We start from the raw sequence: 17,221 nt of genomic DNA, 5'->3' as shown, positions 1-17,221 counted from the left end.
CGCACAGCGCCTCGCGCGCTGTCACAAGGGTCCGATGCGGGTGCGCGTCGAAAGGTTCGCGGGATCACCGGATTTTTTCAGACAGTGATGCCGACAGCCATTCCGACCCTGATCAGGTGACCCGCAGCGACCGGAGTATGCGTGCGGTCGCGTCGCCGCTGTGCTGCCGGATCTGGACGTACACCTGGGGCTGCGCGGCGCCGCCGACCATGCGCAGCGCGGTCTCCGAGAGGGTGCCCGTGCCGCCCGAGCAGTCGCTCCAGGTGCGGGTCGTGCCGCGCCAGGTCGCGCTCGAATAGGCGTGGCTGCCGTCGTAGTGACAGCCGGAGTGGGCGATGGCGTCCACCTCGGTGCTCACGCTGCCGTGCTCGCTCAGGCCGATGAACACGCCGTTCACGTCCGCCGACAGGTCCGGCCACTTCGACAGGTCGTCGGCGACGGCCAGCCCCGGCTCCTGCCCGGACTGCAGCCCGAGCGCCTTCGGATTCCAGCCCGAGTCGCGCAGCTGACGGCCCCACGCGTTGGGCACCTCGGCCACGATCCGGCCGGTGCTGTCCTTGACCCGAAGATCTGAACTCCCGGACGAAAAAGGGAAGTTCAGCACCGCGGCGCCCGCCCCGGCGGCCACCACGACGAACAGCCCCGCCATCAGCGCGACCCCCCGGTGCCGGCTGTGCGGCCTGCGCTGCTTGCGCGTGGGGGCGGCCTCGGCGGCCAGCCGCTCCAGCTCCTCCGCGAACTCCCGCGCCGTCGGCCAGCGCTTCTCCCGGTCCGGTTCCAGCGCGCGGAGCAGGGCCCGCTGGAGCTCGGGGGACACGTCCGGGCGCAGCCGGTCCGGGCGTACGACCTGTCCTGGTGCCCCCGGGACCGTGCCGGTGAGCAGTTCGTAGCCGACCGCGCCCAGGCTGTACACGTCGGCACGCTCGTCGATGCCGTACCCGGGCTGTGCCTGCTCCGGCGGCTGATAGCCCGCGGAACCGGCGGCCAGGGTGAGGCCCGACCCCTGCGCCAGGCTCTTGGCCAGGCCCAGGTCGGCGAGCAGGACGCGGTAGCTGCCGTCCGGGGCGCTGCGCAGCAGCACGTTCGTCGGCTTGATGTCCCGGTGGACGATGCCCGCCTTGTGCAGCGCGGCGGCGCCCCGGGCGGCCAGCGCGGTCAGCCGCAGCGCCTCGGGGACGGGCAGCGGACCCGACGTGAGCAGATCGGCGAGGGTGCCGCCGTCGGCGTACTCCATGACGAAGTACGGCCGCCCGTCGGGCAGCTCACCGATGTCGTAGACCTGCACCACCCGGTTCGAGTCGGCCCGGCGCAGCAGGCGGGCCTCGGAGAGGAAGCGGTCGACGATGTCGAGGCGGTGCGCCCAGTTGTCGGCGAGGACCTTCACGGCCACCGGGGCCTCGAGCACGTCGTCGTGCGCGAGCCAGACCGTGCCGAACGCGCCGGTGCCCAGGCGGCGTTCGAGTCTGTAGCGGCCGATCTGTTCGACGAAGTGCATGCGACTATCATGCCTGCTCGTAGACCGAGGCGGAGGAGTGGATCCAGTGCAGGACAAGGCGCGGACCGAGGAACTGGCGCGGCGGGCCGCGGCCGGTGACCCGGGTGCCCTGGACGAACTGCTGCGGACGATCGGACCCGAGGTCCTCAGGCGGTGCGGGCGCTTCCTTCCGTGCCGTGAGGACGCCGAGGAAGCGGCCCAGGACGTACTGATGCAGGTCGCCCGGAAGATCGGCACGTTCGAGGGCCGCAGCCTCTTCAGCACCTGGCTCTACACGGTGGTCGCCAACGGCGCCCGGCAGAAGTACCGCGAGCTGAAGCGGCGGGCCGCCGAGCAGCCCGCCGAGATCGACGTGTCACAGCACGTCGATCCGCGCACCACGAGCGTGATCGCCGGATCGAAGATCGACCTCCTGGAGGCGCTGGAGCGCCTGGAGCGGGAGCAGCCGCACCTCGTCGAGCCGCTGGTCTACCGGGACATCTGCAACCTGGAGTACGCCGACATCGCCGATCGCCTCGGCATCCCGCTCGGCACCCTCAAGTCCCGGCTGCACGAGGCCCGCCGCCAGGTCAGGCCCTGGCTGACCGAACTCTCCTGATACGGCTCAGACCTCGTCGAAGAGCGAAAGCTCCGCCCAGATCGTCTTGCCGTCCGCCGTGTGCCGGCTGCCCCAGCGCTGGGTGAGCTGCGCGACCAGCAGCAGGCCGCGCCCGCCCTCGTCCCAGGTCTTGGCGCGGCGCAGGTGCGGAGCCGTGTGGTTGGTGTCGGAGACCTCGCAGATCAGCGTGGTCGCGTCATGGATCAGCCGGAGCCGGATGGGGTGCGCGCCGTAGCGGATCGCGTTGGTGACCAGTTCGCTGACCACCAGCTCGGCCGTGAACCCGGCCTCGCTCAGGTTCCACTGGTCGAGCTGCTCGACGACCTGCTTGCGGATCGGGGCGACGAGTGACGGGTCGGCCGGGATGTCCCAGGTCGAGACCTGCTCGGCGGGCAGCCCCTGCGTACGGGCCAGCAGCAGCGCCACGTCGTCGGCCGCGCCGCCCGGCGGCAGCACGGCGTGCAGGATCCGGTCGCAGGTCTCGTCCAGGGAGTCCGAGGGGGCGTACAGGGCGTCGAACAGCAGCCGTTGACTGTCGTCGAGGTCCCGCTCCCGGCTCTCGACCAGCCCGTCGGTGTACAGCGCGAGCACGGTGCCCTCGGGCAGCTCGAACTCGGCCGACTCGAAGGGCAGCCCGCCCAGGCCCAGCGGCGGTCCCGCGGGCAGGTCGACGGGCTCGGGCGGACCGCCGGGCCGGATCATGACCGGCGGCGGATGCCCGGCACGGGCCAGCGTGCAGCGGCGGGACACCGGGTCGTACACCGCGTACAGGCAGGTCGCGCCGACCTCGCCCGGGCTGCCCTCGCCGCCGGCCTCCGCGGACAGCCGTACGACGAGGTCGTCGAGGTGGGTCAGCAGTTCGTCGGGGGCCAGGTCGATGTCGGCGAGGGTGCGGACTGCCGTGCGCAGCCGGCCCATGGTCGCGGAGGCCTGGATGCCGTGGCCGACGACGTCCCCGACGACCATGGCGACCCGCATCCCGGACAGCGGGATCACGTCGAACCAGTCGCCGCCGACCCCGGCACGCGCCGCCGGCAGATAGCGCGAGGCCGCTTCCAGGGCTGCCGTGCGCGGCAGTTTGCGGGGGAGCAGGCTGCGCTGGAGGGCCAGCGCGGTCTCGCGTTCGCGGGAGAAGCGGCGGGCGTTGTCGATGCAGACGGCGGCGCGGGCCGTGACCTCCTCGGCGAGCAGGACGTCGTCGTCGGCGAACGGGTCGAGGCGCCGGTACCGGGTGAGGACCGCCACGCCGAGGGTGACCCCGCGGGCCTGGATCGGGACGGCCATCGAGGAGTGGATGCCGTACTCCTCGACGCGCTTGGTGCGGGTCCTGTCCCAGGCGAGCCAGAGCTCCAGGGCCCGGCCCGAGGCGACGAGCGTGCGGCCCGCGACCAGCGCGTCGGCCTGCGGGGACTGCTCCGGGTACACGTTCAGCTGGCCCGGTTTGGCGACGGCCTCGGGGCTGCCCTGCTGCACCGACTGGTGCGCGGCGCGGCGCAGCCGGATCGGCGCGGTGATCGCCGCCGGGGGCTCGCCGCCGTGCTCGTGCGGGTCCAGCAGGTCGATGCTGACGAAGTCGGCGAGGGCCGGCACACAGACGTCCGCGAGCTCTTGGGCCGTACGGGTGACGTCGAGGGTGGTGCCGATACGGACGCTCGCCTCGTTGACGAGCTGCAGGCGCTCCCGCGACAGGTAGTTCTCGGTGAAGTCGTGCGCGGCCAGACACACGCCCCGCACCCGGCCCTCGGCGTCCGTGATCGGCGCCATCCGGGCCAGCCACGCGTGCGCGGTGTCCTCGCCGCCGGTGCGCATGTAGATCTGGAAGTCCTCGGCGGTGCCGGAGGTGAGCACGCGCAGCATGTACTGCTCCAGCTCCGAACTCTGCGTCTTTCCGCCGATCTCGGTGATCCGCAGCCCCTGGATGCGCTCCTCGGGCAGACCGATCACCTCGGCCATCGCGTCGTTGACCCGGCTCAGCCGCAGCCGCTCGTCGTAGACCGCGATGGCACACGGCGACTGGGTCAGCGCCGCGGTCGCCAGCGGGTCCTCGGAGGTGCGGGGACCGCCGCCCTCCAGGGGCGTCACGACGAGCCAGTCGCCGGGCCCGCCGTCCCGGGGCCGCCGGTGGTGGGCCAGCAGCCACACCGGCACGGCCCGCCCGTCTCGGTGGCGCAACGAGACCGTGCCGTCCCAGCGGGCACCCGTGATCCCGGGCAGCGCCTCGGCACCGCCGGCCAGCAACCGCACGGCCGGGCGGCCCACGACCTCGTCCGCGGTGTGGCCGAGGAGCCGCCTGGCCCCGTCGTTCCACTCCACCAGAATGCCCGCGTCGTCGATGACAACCCGCGCCGTCGCGGCATCGTCGAACGGGTAGACCGGTCTCATCGTCGCCACTCCATTGCGCGCACTCACAGTGAACAGACACGTCACTTGTGTTCCAGCCTAGTGCGTCACGGTCGCGCGCGGACGAGAACCCCCAGGGCGGGGGAGCACGGCGGGCAAGGGGGAAATCCGGCCGAAGTGATCCGCGGGACACCTGTCTGTCCCCGCACCCTTGACGGCCTTGCGTGGCACCCCGTCAGAATCTGTTCGGTCACGATCAGTTGTGAGTACTTCTGGGCCCTGATGAGGGAGAGCCGCCATGACGGTCACTCGCAGATCGGTTTTGATCGCTTCTACGGCCGCGCCGACGGCCGCTTCACTCCTGTCCGCCCCGGCCGCACGCGCCGCCACACTGGGCGCCTCCGGCCGCCGCACGGTCCCCCTCCGGGACGGCTGGCGCTTCGCGCTGGTCAACCCGGGCGGCATCACCGACCCGACCGGCGCCTACGCCCAGGCTGCCGCACCCGACTACGACGACTCGGCCTGGCGCCAGGTCGCCGTCCCCCACGACTGGAGCATCGAACAGACCCCCACCACGGCATACGGCACGACCAGCGGCACCGGGTTCTTCCCCGGCGGCCTCGGCTGGTACCGGATCGCCTTCACCCTGCCGCCCGCCTTGGCGGGCAAGCGGATCTCGGTCGAGTTCGACGGCGTCTACATGGACTCGTACGTCTACTGCAACGGCACGCAGGTCGGCCAACACCCCTATGGATACACGGGGTTCGCCCTCGACCTCACCGACCTGGTGCACACCGACGGCACCACGGATAACGTCGTCGCGGTGCAGGTACGGAACCAACTCCCCAGCAGCCGCTGGTACTCGGGCAGCGGCATCTACCGCGAGGCCCGCCTCGTCGTCACCGAACCGGTCCACGTCGAACGCTGGGGCACCTACGTCACGACCCCGGACATCACCGCCGAGCGGGCCGTCGTACGGGTGCAGACGTCCGTGCTGAACGAGTCGGGCACCGCGAGCGAGGTCGAGGTCAGATCGCGGGTCGTCGACCCCGGCGGCCGGACGGTGGCCCGCGCCGCCTCCACGGCCACGGTCGCAGGCCGCGGCACGGAGCACCATGAACTCACCGTCCCCAAGCCCGAGTTGTGGGACATCGAGACCCCGGACCACCGCTACACCCTGGAGACGGAACTACGGGTGGCGGGCAGGGCGGTCGACACGTACAGCACCCCCTTCGGCATCCGCACCTGTCGCTTCGACCCGGACGAGGGCTTCTCCCTCAACGGCACGCACACGAAGATCAAGGGCGTCGACCTCCACCACGACCAGGGCGCGCTCGGCTCCGCGATCAGCATCGACGCCGTGCGCAGGCAGTTGAGCATCATGAAGTCGATGGGAGTCAACGCCTTCCGCACCTCGCACAACCCGCCCTCGCCCCAAATCATCCAGGCCTGCGAGGAGTTGGGCATCGTGATGATGGTCGAGGCCTTCGACTGCTGGCACACCGGCAAGACGACCTACGACTACCACCGGTTCTTCGACGACTGGTGTGAGCGGGACGCCACCGAGATGGTCCTCGCCGCCCGCAACTCGCCCGCCGTGGTGCTGTGGTCCATCGGCAACGAGATCCCCGACTCCACCTCCACCGCGGGCCTTGCGATGGCCGACCGCATCATCGGCGCGATCAAGGCGGCGGACGACACCCGGCCGGTCGTGATCGGCTCGAACAAGTACCACGGCGTGCCCGCCAAGGGCTCCGTCGCCGACCTCATGCTCGCCAAGCTCGACGGACTCGGCCTCAACTACAACACCGCCAAGTCGGTCGACGGCCTGCACGCGGCCTATCCGAACCTGTTCCTCTTCGAGTCCGAGTCCTCCTCGGAGACCTCGACACGCGGCGCCTACCAGGAGCCGGAACACCTCAACACGGGCGAGAACTACACGCCCGGCAGGCGGGACACGTCCTCGTACGACAACAACCTCGCGTCCTGGACGATGAGCGGTGAGTACGGCCACAAGAAGGACCGGGACCGGAAGTGGTTCGCGGGCCAGTTCCTGTGGTCCGGCATCGACTACATCGGGGAGCCGACGCCGTACGACGTCTTCCCGGTCAAGGCGTCCTTCTTCGGCGCGGTCGACACGGCCGGCTTCCCGAAGGACATGTACCACCTCTTCCGCAGCCAGTGGGTCAGTGAGCCCATGGTCCATCTGGTGCCGATGAGCTGGAACCACGAGCCCGGGGACACGGTCGAGGTCTGGGCCTACGCCAACGTCGACACCGTCGAGCTGTTCCTCAACGGAAAGTCCCTGGGGACAAGGGAGTTCGACACCAAGACGACCACCGACGGCCGCACCTACCTGGAGACCACCGAGGCCACCGGCGACGACAAGACCTTCACCACCGGCCCCTACCCGGGCAGCTACACCAGCCCGAACGGCAGCGCGGGCAAACTCCACCTGATGTGGAAAGTTCCTTACGAGCCGGGCGAGTTGAAGGCGGTCGCGAGCAGCGGCGGGAAGGCGGTCGCTTCCGACGTGCTGCGTACGGCCGGTGCCGCACACGCCGTGCGCCTCACGACCGACCGCAAGTCCCTCGCCGCCGACGGCCGTTCACTGGTCTTCGTGACCGCGGAGGTCGTCGACGCCCACGGTGTCGTGCTGCCCGACGCGGAGGATCTGATCGCCTTCGAGGTGAAGGGCGGGTCGCTCGCCGGGCTCGACAACGGTCGGGAGGAGAGCGCCGAGCGCTATCAGGCGAGCACCCGAACCGCCTTCCACGGCAAGGCACTTGCGATCGTGCGGTCCGGTACGAAGGCGGGATCGCTGAAGGTGACGGCGCGGGCGGAGGGGCTGCGGGGCGGGACGGTGACGGTGCGGACGACGCCTGTTCGGGACGTGGCCACGACTTCGGCGCCGCGCTTCGAGGCCGACTACCCTGCGCCCCTGAACTACCCGTATGCCGACGCGAGTTACTCGGGCCGCCCCGACACGCTCCCGGCCGCCATGCTCGACGGTGACCCGGCCACCGGTTGGTCCAACGCGTTCGCGAAGTCGGCCACGGCTCTGTTGCCGGCGTTCAGTGGGGCGCGTGCCGAGGACTGGGTGTCGGTGGACTGGGGGAGGGGGCGGTCCTTCGGCCGGGTGGAGGTGTCGTTCACGGTGGACGCGACGCACAGTCTGCCTTCGGCGGTGGCGGTCGCGGTGTGGGACGGGCGTGGGTGGGTGCCGGTCGAGGGGGCTGCCGTCGACTGGGCCACGGCCTCGGACGCTCCGACCGTCATCACCTTCGGTGCCGTGCGTGGATCGCGGGTGCGGCTGACGCTGACGAGCAGTCACCCGGGGACGGTCCAAGGGGCCCTGCGCATCAGCAAGTTGGAGGCACCGGCCGGATAGGGTGGCGGGCAGTTCTGATACTTCGAGACATCGCACATCAGGTGTCGTCGGGACTGCCCGCCAGAGATCCGCCTATCCAGAAGGGCAGTGCCTTCTGGTCCCTGCTCAGTGAGCGTCGTATGGCGTTGACCAAGCGCACCTGCGCCTGGGCGGACGCCCTGTTGGCCCGGGAGAACTCCTCCTTGCTCAACGGGTCACGCGTCGGGTCACGGGCCGGGTCGCGGGCCGCCTGGTCGAGGAACTCCCCGATGGCCTTGCCGAAGTTGTCGATCTCCACCGCGACAGCCGCGGGGGCGACCAGGCTGGCACGGGTCAGGGCCGCGCTCCACTCGCTCCAGTCGTAGTCCCAACCCCTGCGATCGGCGTGGGCTCGGCTGATGATCATCGTGAACTTGGCGTAGTGGCTGATCAGTTCCTGGTAGGCGAGCAGCTGTTTGTCCCGCAGCCACTGACGGTCCTGGGCCCGGTGCGTGACGATGCCGCCGACCAGGACGCCGATCGTGGCGGACAGCGCCCCTGCGCCCGTGGTCACCAGCGTGTCCAGCAGCGCCACCTCAAGCCCCGTATTCCCCGTCGCTCGGACATCGGCGGCTCGAACCTACTGGTGACCGACTTTCGGTGACAACGCTCCGGCGCGGCAACCGGCCCTAGGGCTCGCGTTCCACGAGTTCCCTCGGCCGCTTGTGCGCGGTGAGTGTGTGGAGTTCGGCCTGGTCGAGTGGCCGGTGTACCTCCACGTACTCGCCGTGCGGGAGCCGCTTGATCACTCCCGTCTCGCGGCCGTGCAACACCAGTTCCGTGTCCCGGAGTTGGAGGCCCAGGCAGATACGCCGGGTGATGACGAAGGCGAGTGTCGGTACGACGAACACCGCCACCCGCACCGCCCACGTCACCGTGTTGATCGACAGGTGGAGGCGGGTCGCCACGATGTCGTTGCCGCCGCCGGCCAGGAGGATCAGGTAGAGGCTGATCCAGGCGACGCCGATGCCCGTGCGGGTGGGGCGGTTGCGGGGGCGGTCCAGGAGGTGGTGTTCGCGCTTGTCGCCGGTCCGCCAGGACTCCAGGAACGGGTACACGCCGATGAGGACCAGGAGGAGCGGGAAGACGAGGATGGGGATGAGTACGCCGAGCACCAACGTGTGGCCCCAGAAGGTGACTTCCCAGCCCGGCATGACCCGGACCAGGCCCTCTGCGAAGCCCAGGTACCAGTCCGGCTGGGCGCCCGTCGAGACCTGGTCGGCGCGGTAAGGACCGTACGACCAGACGGGGTTGATCGACGCCACCGCCGCCAGGACGGTGAGGGCGCCGAAGACCAGGAAGAAGAAGCCGCCCGCCTTCGCGAGGTAGACCGGCATGAACGGGGCGCCCACCACGTTGCGTTCGGTGCGGCCGGGGCCCGCGAACTGGGTGTGCTTGTGGTAGACGACCAGGAGGACGTGGACGACCACCAGCGCCGCCATGATGCCGGGGATCAGCAGGACGTGGAGGGAGTAGAAGCGGGACACGATGTCGTGGCCGGGGTACTCGCCGCCGAACAGGAACATCGACAGGTACGTCCCGACGATCGGCACCGACAGCAGCGCGCCGTCCACGAAGCGCATGCCCGTGCCCGACAGCAGGTCGTCCGGGAGCGAGTAGCCGAAGAGGCCCTCGAACAGGCCGAGGAACAACAGGGTCCAGCCGAACAGCCAGTTGAGCTCGCGCGGCTTGCGGAACGAACCCGTGAAGAAGTGCCGCATCATGTGCGTCAGCATCGCGGCGATGAACACCAGCGCCGCCCAGTGGTGCAACTGCCGGACCAGCAGCCCGCCCCGCACGTCGAAGCTGAGGTGCAGCGTCGAGGCGTAGGCGTCGGACATCCGGATGCCGTTGAGGGGGACGTAACTCCCGTGGTACGTCACCTCGTTCATCGACGGGTGGAAGAACAGGGTGAGGTAGACGCCCGTCAGGATCAGTACCACGAAGCTGTAGAGACAGATCTCGCCGAGCAGGAACGACCAGTGGTCCGGGAACACCTTCCGCAGATACTGCTTGCCGAGGGTGTGGATGCCGAGGCGGCCGTCGAACCAGTCGGCGACGCGTTCACCCCGCGAGGGGCCGGGAGTTGAGGACTCGGGCGTCGTGGTCACTGGTCCTCCTCGTCCCGGTGTACGTGCGTGAGCTTCTCGGGGTTGGTCACGATGTAGACCCCGGACACCTGGTCGCCCTCGGGCGTGAGGTCCATGACCATCACCGCGTACGGCGAGTCGCCCTCGAACAGCACGGCCGCGTCGTCGCCGTTGACGCGCCGGTAGCGCAGCTCCAGGTCCTGGGGGCCACGGCGCCGGCTCGCGAAGGAGTTGATGAGGCGCACGGCCTTGTCCCGGCCGTGCACCGGGCGCAGTCCCGCCGGTTTCCGGTTGCCCCCGCTGTCGGTCCACACCGTGACGTCCGGTGCGAGGATCTCCATCAGCGAGGCGATGTCCCCGCCGATCGCCGCCCGCACGAACCGCTCGGTCGCCTCCCGCCGCACCCGGGGATGCGCCTCGTACAGCGGCCGCCGCGCGTGCACATGGGCCTGCGCCCGGTGCGCGAGCTGTCGTACGGCTGCCGGGGTGCGCTCGATGATGTCCGCGATCTCGGTGTGGGCGTACCCGAACACCTCGTTGAGGACGAAGACCGCGCGTTCCAGCGGGGACAGTGACTCCAGGACGACCAGCATGGCCAGCGACACGGACTCGGCGCGCAGGGCGGGGTCCACCGGGTCGTCGTCGGCGGGCTGGTCGACCAGTGGCTCCGGGAGCCAGGGGCCTACGTACGTCTCGCGGCGGCGGGTGATCGTGGCGCGGCGCTGGAGCGCGTGGTTGACGGCGATGCGGACGAGGTAGGCGCGCTGGTTGGTGATCGTGTCCAGCGGGGAGCGCCGGGCGCGCGACGTCCAGGAGAGCCAGGTCTCCTGGAGGACGTCGTCGGTGTCGGCGACGCTGCCCAGCATGTTGTAGACGAGGCCGAACAGCAGCTCCCGATGGTCCATGAAGACAGTGGTCGCCTCGTCGGTGACAGCGATCCCGGAAATCTCGGACATGTATGCGCCTCCCCAGTGGCGTGCTCACTACTGCGAGGGCCGGCGGGGGTCGGAATGTGACAGCCGAGGGCCTGAATGTGACGTACGTCTCGGGAAACGGGCGCCGTGTCACACCTGTTGGGCGGTCGGCCTCTTGAACGCGAGTCCGGCGTGCAGCCGGATGCGTAGTCGGATGTAAGGAGTCGACATCGTGTTCAAGAAGTGGCACGGCAACCCCTGGGCGATCCTCATCACGCTCTCGCTCGGGTTCTTCATGACCCTCCTCGACCTGACGATCGTGAACATCGCGATCCCTCAGCTCGGCGAGGATCTCGGCGCGTCCCTGGACGAGATCCTGTGGATCGTCAACGCCTACACGCTGGCGCTGGCCGTCCTGTTGATCACCGGTGGACGTCTCGGCGACCTGCGCGGCAAACGGAACCTGTTCGCCGCCGGAGTCACCGTCTTCACCCTGGCCAGCCTCGCCTGCGGCCTCGCGCAGGATCCGGCCCAACTCATCGGATTCCGTGCGGTGCAGGGGCTGGGCGCGGCGCTGCTCATGCCGCAGACCCTGTCGATCATCGCCGAGGTGTTCCCGGCCGATCGGCGCGGTGTCGCGATGGGGATCTGGGGTGCGGTGGCGGGGGTGTCCGGCGCGCTCGGGCCGATCCTCGGCGGGGTGCTGATCACCCATCTGTCCTGGCGCTGGATCTTCTTCGTCAACCTGCCGATCGGGGCGCTGGTGCTCGTGCTCACCATGGCGATCATCCCGGGCGCCGGGCGTACGGTACGGCGGCGCTTCGACACCCTCGGGGTCTCCCTCGCCTCAACTGCCCTGTTCTGCCTGGCGTTTGGGCTGACCGAAGGGCAGCGGTACGACTGGAACGCCGGGATCTGGAGCCTGTTCGGCGCGGCCGTCGTCCTCTTCGCCGGGTTCCTGGTGCATGAGCGCGGGCAGCAGGACGGTGAGCCGTTGGTGCCGTTCTCGTTGTTCCGGGACCGGAACTTCAGCCTCATCAACTTCGTCGGTGTCACCGTGTCGTTCGGCGTGGTCGGGATGTTTCTGACGCTGACGATCTATCTGCAGTCCGTGCTGGGCTTCAGCGCGCAGAAGGCGGGGCTTGTGTTGTTGCCGGTGGCGCTCGGGTCGTTCGTCATGGCCGGGCCCGCCGGGGCGCTCGCGGACAAGGTCGGCGGCAAGTTCATCCTGATGGGCGGGTTGCTGGCCTGGGCGGGTGGGCTGGTGTGGGTCGTCGGTGTCGCGGACGTCGGTACGGGGTGGTTGACCGTCGCGTTCCCGCTGTTCCTCACGGGGTTGGGGGTCGGCTGTACGTTCGCGCCGATGGCCACGGAGGTCATGCGGAACGTTCCGCCCCGGCTGGCGGGGGCCGCGTCCGGTGTCACCAACGCGCTTCGTCAGGTCGGTTCGGTGCTGGCCGGGGCGGTGATCGGGGCGGTGCTTCAGGCGCAGCTGGCGTCTTCCCTGACCTCGCAGGCGCGGGCTCGGGCCGGTCAACTCCCTTCGGCTTACCGGGAGTCGTTCGTTGCCGGGTTCTCGAAGGCGGAGTCCGGTGTCGGTGCCGGGCAGCTAGGGGGTGCGCCGGGTGGGGTTCCGCGTGGTGTCGCGGAGCGGATGCGGGTGCTTGGTGGGGAGGTGTTCGGGCACGGGTTCGTCCATGCGATGGGGCCCGCCGTTTTTGTTGCCGTCGCTGTGCTGTTGGGCGGTGCGGTTGCGTGTCTTGGGGTGCGGCGGCACCGGGGGCCGTCCGGTCATCCGCATGCCTTGCCCATGTCTGAACCGGAGTTGGAGGAGGCCGCTCGGTGACTTGGGGCGGGTGGTCGGCCGCGGGTCGGTGGGGGCTGGTCGCGCAGTTCCCCGCGCCCCTAAGGGGGTTGTGCCTCCCCGGGTTTTCAGGCTGCGTCGTGGAACACCAGTCCCAACGCGTGACGCCTGCCGGAGCGTACGGTGCTCACCCCGTGTCGCATTGCCCCCGCCGACCAGCCGCGCTTCGTCCGTACCGGGCGGTCGCGGGTCGTGAAGACGAGGCCGTGGCCCTGCTGGAGCGGGGTCGCGGTGGCCCGGGACTGGGCGCGGGGGCGTTGCTCGACCATCAGGAACTCGCCGCCGGTGTAGTCGGTGCCGTACTCGTCGAGGCCGATCACCACCTGGAGCGGGAAGACCAACTCGCCGAAGATGTCGCGGTGCAGGGCGTTCCAGTCGCCCTCGCCGTAGCGCAGCAGGATCTGGGCCGAACGGGCCTGGCCGGCGGCATGGCAGCGGGCCAGCCACTCGTCCAGGTCGTCCGGCCAGGGGGACGGACGGTCGAGGCGGGCCGCCCAGTCCCGGGCGATCGGGAGCAGGCGCGGGTAGAGGGCGGCGCGCAGGGCGGCTACCGGGGCGGGGAGGTCGTGGGTGAAGTAGCGGTACTCGCCGGAGCCGAAGCGGTGGCGGGCCATGTCGACGGTGGTGCGGAACAGTTCCGGCTTCTCGTACAGCGCGGTCAGGTCGCCGCACTCCGAGGGGGTGAGCAGTTGTGCGGTCGGTGCACTGCCGTACAGGTCCAACTCCTCTGCCAGAGCTGACCAGTTGGTGCCGTCCATGACGAACTTCCTCCGTGTCAGCCGAGCATCGGTTGCAGTGCGCCCTCGTGGGTCAGCAGACGTACCTTGCGTTCGACACCGGCGGCGTAACCCCGCATCGAGCCGTCCGCGCCGATCACCCGATGGCACGGGCGCACCAGCAGGAGCGGGTTGGCGCCGAGGGCCGCGCCCAGTGCGCGGACTTCGGCGCGCGGTACGCCCAGGCGTTCGGCGAGGGCGCCGTACGTCGTCGTGGTGCCGTACGGGATCTCGTCGAGGGACTGCCAGACGCGCTGCTGGAACTCCGTTCCCTCGGCGGCGAGGGGGAGTTCGAAGTCGGTGAGGTGTCCGGCGAAGTACGCGGACAGTTGGCGGGTGGCCTCGGTGAAGGCCTGGTCGTCGCGTTGCCAGTCGGCGGGGATGGCCGGGTGGTCCGGCATGGTCAGGGAGGTGAGGGTGGTGCCGGTCGGCGACTTCTCGCCGGTCAGGAGCAGCTCGCCCAGGGGGCTGTCGGTGAGTGTGTAGATCGTGGTCATGGAGACGAGTCTGCTCCGGAACGGCGGCCGGTACCGGCGGGATTCGGACATGGAGGTGGGACCCGCTCGGTACCGTCAGGCGTAGCTCTTGACCTGGTGGTATTTACGGGTAAGTACCCGAGCGGTACCGTGTTGGCATGCCAGCTCTCAACGTGGAGTTCAGCGAGCGCGAGCTTGAGGACCTGCGGCAGATCGCCAAGGAGCGCGGTACCTCGATGAAGGCGCTCGTGCGGGAGGCGGCCGCGGCCGACATAGCCCGGCACCGGGCGCTGCAGGAGGGCGCCGAGGCGTTCCGCCGGTTCTTCGCCACGCACGCCGACGAGTTCGCCGCCGCGTTCCCCGACGACGAACCGGCGGCCAAGGGCGAGGGGCGGGTCGCCTGACGCATGCCCGTCATCCATATCGACGTGCCCTGGCTGCTCCAGCGCCATGAGGAAGTCCTGCCGGACCAGCCCACCATCAACGACTTCTCGGCGTTAGTCGCAGCCGTAGCCCGCCACCGCGTCGACCCGCCCCGCCTCGGCATCGACTCCGACCCGGCCTGGCGCGCCACCGCCCTCCTCCACACCCTCGCCCTCCTCAAGCCCCTCCCCTCGGCCAACGCCCGCTTCGCCTGCGCCACGGCGGTCGCCTACATGTTCGTCAGCGGCGTCGGCATCGACCCGCCCTACGGCGCCCTCGTCGACCTCGCCCGCGACCTGATCTCCGGCAAGACGGATGTCTACGGCGCGGCGGACCGGTTGCGGTCCTGGCAGATCTGACGGGTGGGGCTGGCGGGCGGGCAGGTTTGGCAGGCGGGTCTGTCTAGCGGTCCTCGTCGAGGCGGGGGGTCTTGTCGCGCCCCGGCGGGGTTCCCCGCGGGGGTGCTTCGCCGCTGGCTGCGGCCCGGGAGTCTCCCTGGCGGGGCGTCTGGGCGGACGCGGCTTGCCGGTCGTCCCGGTGGAGGGCTGGTCACTCGCCGCCCGCAGGTTTCTCTCAGGTGGCGTTTCGCCGGACGCGTTTCGCCGGTCGCGCTGGTGGGAGGGCTGGCCCCTCGCTGCCCGCAGGTTTCTCTCAGGTGGCGTTTCGCCGGACGCGTTTCGCCGGTCGCGCTGGTGGGAGGGCTGGCCCCTCGCTGCCCGCGGGTTTCACTCAGGGGGCGTCTGGCTGGACGTGTCTCGCCGGTGGACGCGGTGGGAGGGCTCGCCGTTCGCCGTCGGCGGGTTTCCCTCCGGAGGCGTCTCGCCGGACGCGGCCCGTGAATCCTCCCGCCAGGGCACCGGGCCGTTCGACGCCCGCCGGTTTCCCTCCGGGGGCGTCTCCCTGGACGCGGCCATTGAATCCTCCCCCCAGGGCGTCTCGCCCGACGCCGTCAAGCTGCCCAGCAACCCCAGCAGTTCCGCGCTGCGGCTTCCCGGCTCGGCGTGGAAGACGACCAGGCTCAGGGCGTTCGTGCCGGGGATCTCGAACTTGTTCGACCGGAGCTTGAAGTCGCCGACGAGTGGGTGGGTGAGGAGGCTGGTGCGGCCGAGCATGGGGCGTACCTCGTGGCGGCTCCAGAGGAGCCGGAAGCGGTCGCTGCGTACGGACAGTTCGCCCACCAGTTCCACCAGCCGGGGTTCGTCGACGTCGGGGCCGATGTGGCCGCGCAGGGTCGCGGCCCCCTCGGCCGTCAACTCCTCCCAGTCGCGGCGGAGTTCACGCTCGGCGGGGTCGAGGAAGACGGCTCGCAGCAGGTTCACACCCGGCGTGTAGTTCGGGGACAGCGCCCGGCACAGCGCGTTGGCCGCGAGGCAGTCCGTGAACCGGTTCTGGACGTATGCCGGGTGACCGGACCACGTGTCGAGCAGCTCGCGGACGCTCGTCGGTACCGCCTCGGGCCGCCGGACTCGCCTGCGGGACACGGCCGGCCGTTCCGGCTGCGCGAGGCTCAGCAGATGGGCGGTCGCGGAGACGTCCAGGCGCAGCACCCGGGCCAGCGCCTCCAGCACTTGCGCGGAAGGATTGCGGTCACGGCCCTGCTCCAGCCGCAAGTAGTAGTCGGAGCTGATACCGGCCAGCAGGGCGACCTCCTCCCGGCGCAACCCCGGCACCCGGCGCAGCCCACCACCGCTCAGGCCCACGTCCTCGGGCCGGACCCGCTCCCGGCGGGCCCGCAGAAACTCCCCGAGCGCGTTCTTGCTGTCCACACCCCCCACCGTAGGTCCGAATCCGCGGGGGTGCGTGTCCCTGTCACTACCAGGAACATCCGGGTACTGCCTGCCCGGCCGCGACAGGCGCAGAGTCGAGGGCAGGACCGAAGCGTCCACCCCCCCAATCGAAAGGCGCGCCATCATGGCCGACATCGTCTCCGGCGGCACCCTCACCCTCGCCGAGGACCTCACCCTCACCCGCATGGGATACGGCGCCATGCAGCTCGCCGGTCCCCACGTCTTCGGCCCGCCGAAGGACCGCACCGAGGCGGTGGCCGTCCTCCGTGAGGCCGTCGAGCGGGGCATCACCCACATCGACACCAGCGATTTCTACGGCCCCGTCGTCGTCAACGAGATCATCCGGGAGGCCCTCCATCCGTACCCGGACGACCTGCGCATCGTGACCAAGGTCGGCGCCCGGCGCGGCCCCGACGGCGGCTGGATCATGTCCCGGCACCCCGAGGACCTGAAGGCGCAGGTGTACGACAACCTCCGCAACCTCGGGCTCGACGCGCTCGACGTGGTGAACCTGCGGGCCGGCACCGATCACGGCGCCGACGAGGAGTCGATCGGGGAGGAGTTCGGTGCGCTCGCCGAGTTGCAGAAGGCCGGGCTGATCCGGCACCTCGGGGTGAGCACGGTCTCCGCCGCCCAGCTGACCGAGGCCCAGGCCATCGCGCCGGTCGTCACCGTGCAGAACCTGTACAACCTGGCCAACCGGGAGGACGACGCCCTCGTTGAGCGGTGTGCCGCCGAGAACATCGCGTTCGCCGCGTACTTCCCGCTCGGCGGCTTCACCCCGCTGCAGTCGCGGACCCTGTCCGAGGTGGCCGCGCGGCTGGACGTCTCGGCCCAACAGGTCGCCCTGGCCTGGCTGTTGCAGCGGTCGGCCACTACCGTCCTGATCCCCGGCACCTCCTCCCGCGCGCATCTGCGGGACAACATCGCCGCCGCCGACCTGGTGCTGCCCGCCGACGCGATCGCCGAACTCGACACCATCGGCCGGGCCACGGTCTGACGCGGGGAGGGCGGGGGTGGGCCGCCCCCGCCCTCGGGGCCGCCGACCG

General features: G+C 70.4%; 14 protein-coding genes. 6 read left to right on the top strand and 8 right to left on the bottom strand.

Annotation, left to right across the window (positions count from 1 at the left end):
* Nucleotides 1-112: 112 nt before the first annotated feature.
* Nucleotides 113-1,495: a serine/threonine-protein kinase gene (locus OO69_RS03410; RefSeq protein ID WP_033278871.1), complete on the bottom strand. Its 1,383-nt coding sequence runs from the start codon at nt 1,493-1,495 to the stop codon at nt 113-115.
* 46 nt (nt 1,496-1,541) lie between these two features.
* Here OO69_RS03410 and OO69_RS03405 point away from each other — a divergent pair, with 46 nt between their 5' ends.
* Entirely contained in the window at nt 1,542-2,093 is a 552-nt protein-coding gene (locus OO69_RS03405) for an RNA polymerase sigma factor (protein ID WP_033278870.1), read from the top strand.
* A gap of 6 nt (nt 2,094-2,099) precedes the next feature.
* Here the strand turns inward: OO69_RS03405 and OO69_RS03400 are convergent, their stop codons facing one another.
* On the bottom strand, nt 2,100-4,475 hold the full coding sequence (locus OO69_RS03400) for a SpoIIE family protein phosphatase (RefSeq protein WP_033278869.1): 2,376 nt from the start codon (nt 4,473-4,475) through the stop codon (nt 2,100-2,102).
* Nucleotides 4,476-4,731: 256 nt separating this feature from the next.
* On the opposite strand from OO69_RS03400, the gene OO69_RS03395 reads away from it, so the two are divergent.
* A complete protein-coding gene (locus OO69_RS03395) occupies nt 4,732-7,824 on the top strand; it encodes a glycoside hydrolase family 2 TIM barrel-domain containing protein (protein ID WP_033278868.1) in 3,093 nt (1,030 codons plus the stop codon).
* A gap of 37 nt (nt 7,825-7,861) precedes the next feature.
* On the opposite strand, the gene OO69_RS03390 is transcribed toward OO69_RS03395, so the two are convergent.
* The 3 genes from OO69_RS03390 to sigJ form a co-directional block, all read right to left on the bottom strand.
* Nucleotides 7,862-8,377, bottom strand: coding sequence for a hypothetical protein (locus OO69_RS03390; protein WP_033278867.1), 516 nt, complete (start codon nt 8,375-8,377; stop codon nt 7,862-7,864).
* A 94-nt stretch (nt 8,378-8,471) separates the two neighbouring features.
* Nucleotides 8,472-9,953 (bottom strand): cytochrome b, encoded by a 1,482-nt coding sequence (locus OO69_RS03385; protein ID WP_033278866.1) that lies wholly within the window; start codon nt 9,951-9,953, stop codon nt 8,472-8,474.
* The gene (gene sigJ, locus OO69_RS03380) at nt 9,950-10,888 is read right to left on the bottom strand and encodes an RNA polymerase sigma factor SigJ (protein ID WP_033278865.1); all 939 of its coding nucleotides are present in this window, start codon (nt 10,886-10,888) and stop codon (nt 9,950-9,952) included. Before sigJ ends, OO69_RS03385 begins: the two co-directional genes overlap by 4 nt.
* A gap of 190 nt (nt 10,889-11,078) precedes the next feature.
* Between sigJ and OO69_RS03375 the strand changes: the two genes are divergently transcribed.
* The gene (locus OO69_RS03375; protein ID WP_033278864.1) at nt 11,079-12,692 is read left to right on the top strand and encodes a DHA2 family efflux MFS transporter permease subunit; all 1,614 of its coding nucleotides are present in this window, start codon (nt 11,079-11,081) and stop codon (nt 12,690-12,692) included.
* Nucleotides 12,693-12,778: 86 nt separating this feature from the next.
* Here OO69_RS03375 and OO69_RS03370 read toward each other — a convergent pair whose 3' ends face one another.
* Nucleotides 12,779-13,468, bottom strand: coding sequence for a 2OG-Fe(II) oxygenase (locus OO69_RS03370; RefSeq protein WP_033278863.1), 690 nt, complete (start codon nt 13,466-13,468; stop codon nt 12,779-12,781).
* Nucleotides 13,469-13,485: 17 nt separating this feature from the next.
* Nucleotides 13,486-13,983, bottom strand: coding sequence for a methylated-DNA--[protein]-cysteine S-methyltransferase (locus OO69_RS03365; RefSeq protein WP_033278862.1), 498 nt, complete (start codon nt 13,981-13,983; stop codon nt 13,486-13,488).
* Between the two features lie 137 nt (nt 13,984-14,120).
* On the opposite strand from OO69_RS03365, the gene OO69_RS03360 reads away from it, so the two are divergent.
* Together OO69_RS03360 and OO69_RS03355 are read left to right on the top strand one after the other, a co-directional pair.
* The gene (locus tag OO69_RS03360) at nt 14,121-14,366 is read left to right on the top strand and encodes a hypothetical protein (RefSeq protein WP_033278861.1); all 246 of its coding nucleotides are present in this window, start codon (nt 14,121-14,123) and stop codon (nt 14,364-14,366) included.
* 3 nt (nt 14,367-14,369) lie between these two features.
* Complete coding sequence (locus OO69_RS03355) at nt 14,370-14,744, top strand: toxin Doc (protein ID WP_033278860.1); 375 nt, start codon at nt 14,370-14,372, stop codon at nt 14,742-14,744.
* A gap of 366 nt (nt 14,745-15,110) precedes the next feature.
* On the opposite strand, the gene OO69_RS03350 is transcribed toward OO69_RS03355, so the two are convergent.
* Nucleotides 15,111-16,151, bottom strand: a complete 1,041-nt coding sequence (locus OO69_RS03350; protein WP_234444323.1) for a helix-turn-helix domain-containing protein — start codon at nt 16,149-16,151, stop codon at nt 15,111-15,113.
* Nucleotides 16,152-16,296: 145 nt separating this feature from the next.
* Between OO69_RS03350 and OO69_RS03345 the strand changes: the two genes are divergently transcribed.
* Nucleotides 16,297-17,172 carry an oxidoreductase gene (locus OO69_RS03345; RefSeq protein WP_033278859.1) on the top strand — a complete coding sequence of 292 codons (876 nt, stop codon included), beginning with the start codon at nt 16,297-16,299 and terminating at the stop codon, nt 17,170-17,172.
* The last annotated feature ends 49 nt before the right edge of the window (nt 17,173-17,221 follow it).

It is taken from the genome of Streptomyces sp. NRRL F-525, assembly GCF_000716605.1.
GTDB lineage: Bacteria > Actinomycetota > Actinomycetes > Streptomycetales > Streptomycetaceae > Streptomyces.
The sequence above is the reverse complement of the archived record's forward strand: the minus strand, read 5'-3'. Positions and strand labels throughout refer to the sequence as shown.

What these genes read in the sequence shown, in the direction of transcription:
- OO69_RS03345 (WP_033278859.1), top strand. Translation starts at nt 16,297, where the DNA reads ATGGCCGACATCGTCTCCGGCGGCACCCTCACCCTCGCCGAGGACCTC.
- OO69_RS03365 (WP_033278862.1), bottom strand. Translation starts at nt 13,983, where the DNA reads ATGACCACGATCTACACACTCACCGACAGCCCCCTGGGCGAGCTGCTC.
- OO69_RS03400 (WP_033278869.1), bottom strand. Translation starts at nt 4,475, where the DNA reads ATGAGACCGGTCTACCCGTTCGACGATGCCGCGACGGCGCGGGTTGTC.
- OO69_RS03410 (WP_033278871.1), bottom strand. Translation starts at nt 1,495, where the DNA reads ATGCACTTCGTCGAACAGATCGGCCGCTACAGACTCGAACGCCGCCTG.
- OO69_RS03370 (WP_033278863.1), bottom strand. Translation starts at nt 13,468, where the DNA reads ATGGACGGCACCAACTGGTCAGCTCTGGCAGAGGAGTTGGACCTGTAC.
- OO69_RS03395 (WP_033278868.1), top strand. Translation starts at nt 4,732, where the DNA reads ATGACGGTCACTCGCAGATCGGTTTTGATCGCTTCTACGGCCGCGCCG.
- OO69_RS03360 (WP_033278861.1), top strand. Translation starts at nt 14,121, where the DNA reads ATGCCAGCTCTCAACGTGGAGTTCAGCGAGCGCGAGCTTGAGGACCTG.
- OO69_RS03355 (WP_033278860.1), top strand. Translation starts at nt 14,370, where the DNA reads ATGCCCGTCATCCATATCGACGTGCCCTGGCTGCTCCAGCGCCATGAG.
- sigJ (WP_033278865.1), bottom strand. Translation starts at nt 10,888, where the DNA reads ATGTCCGAGATTTCCGGGATCGCTGTCACCGACGAGGCGACCACTGTC.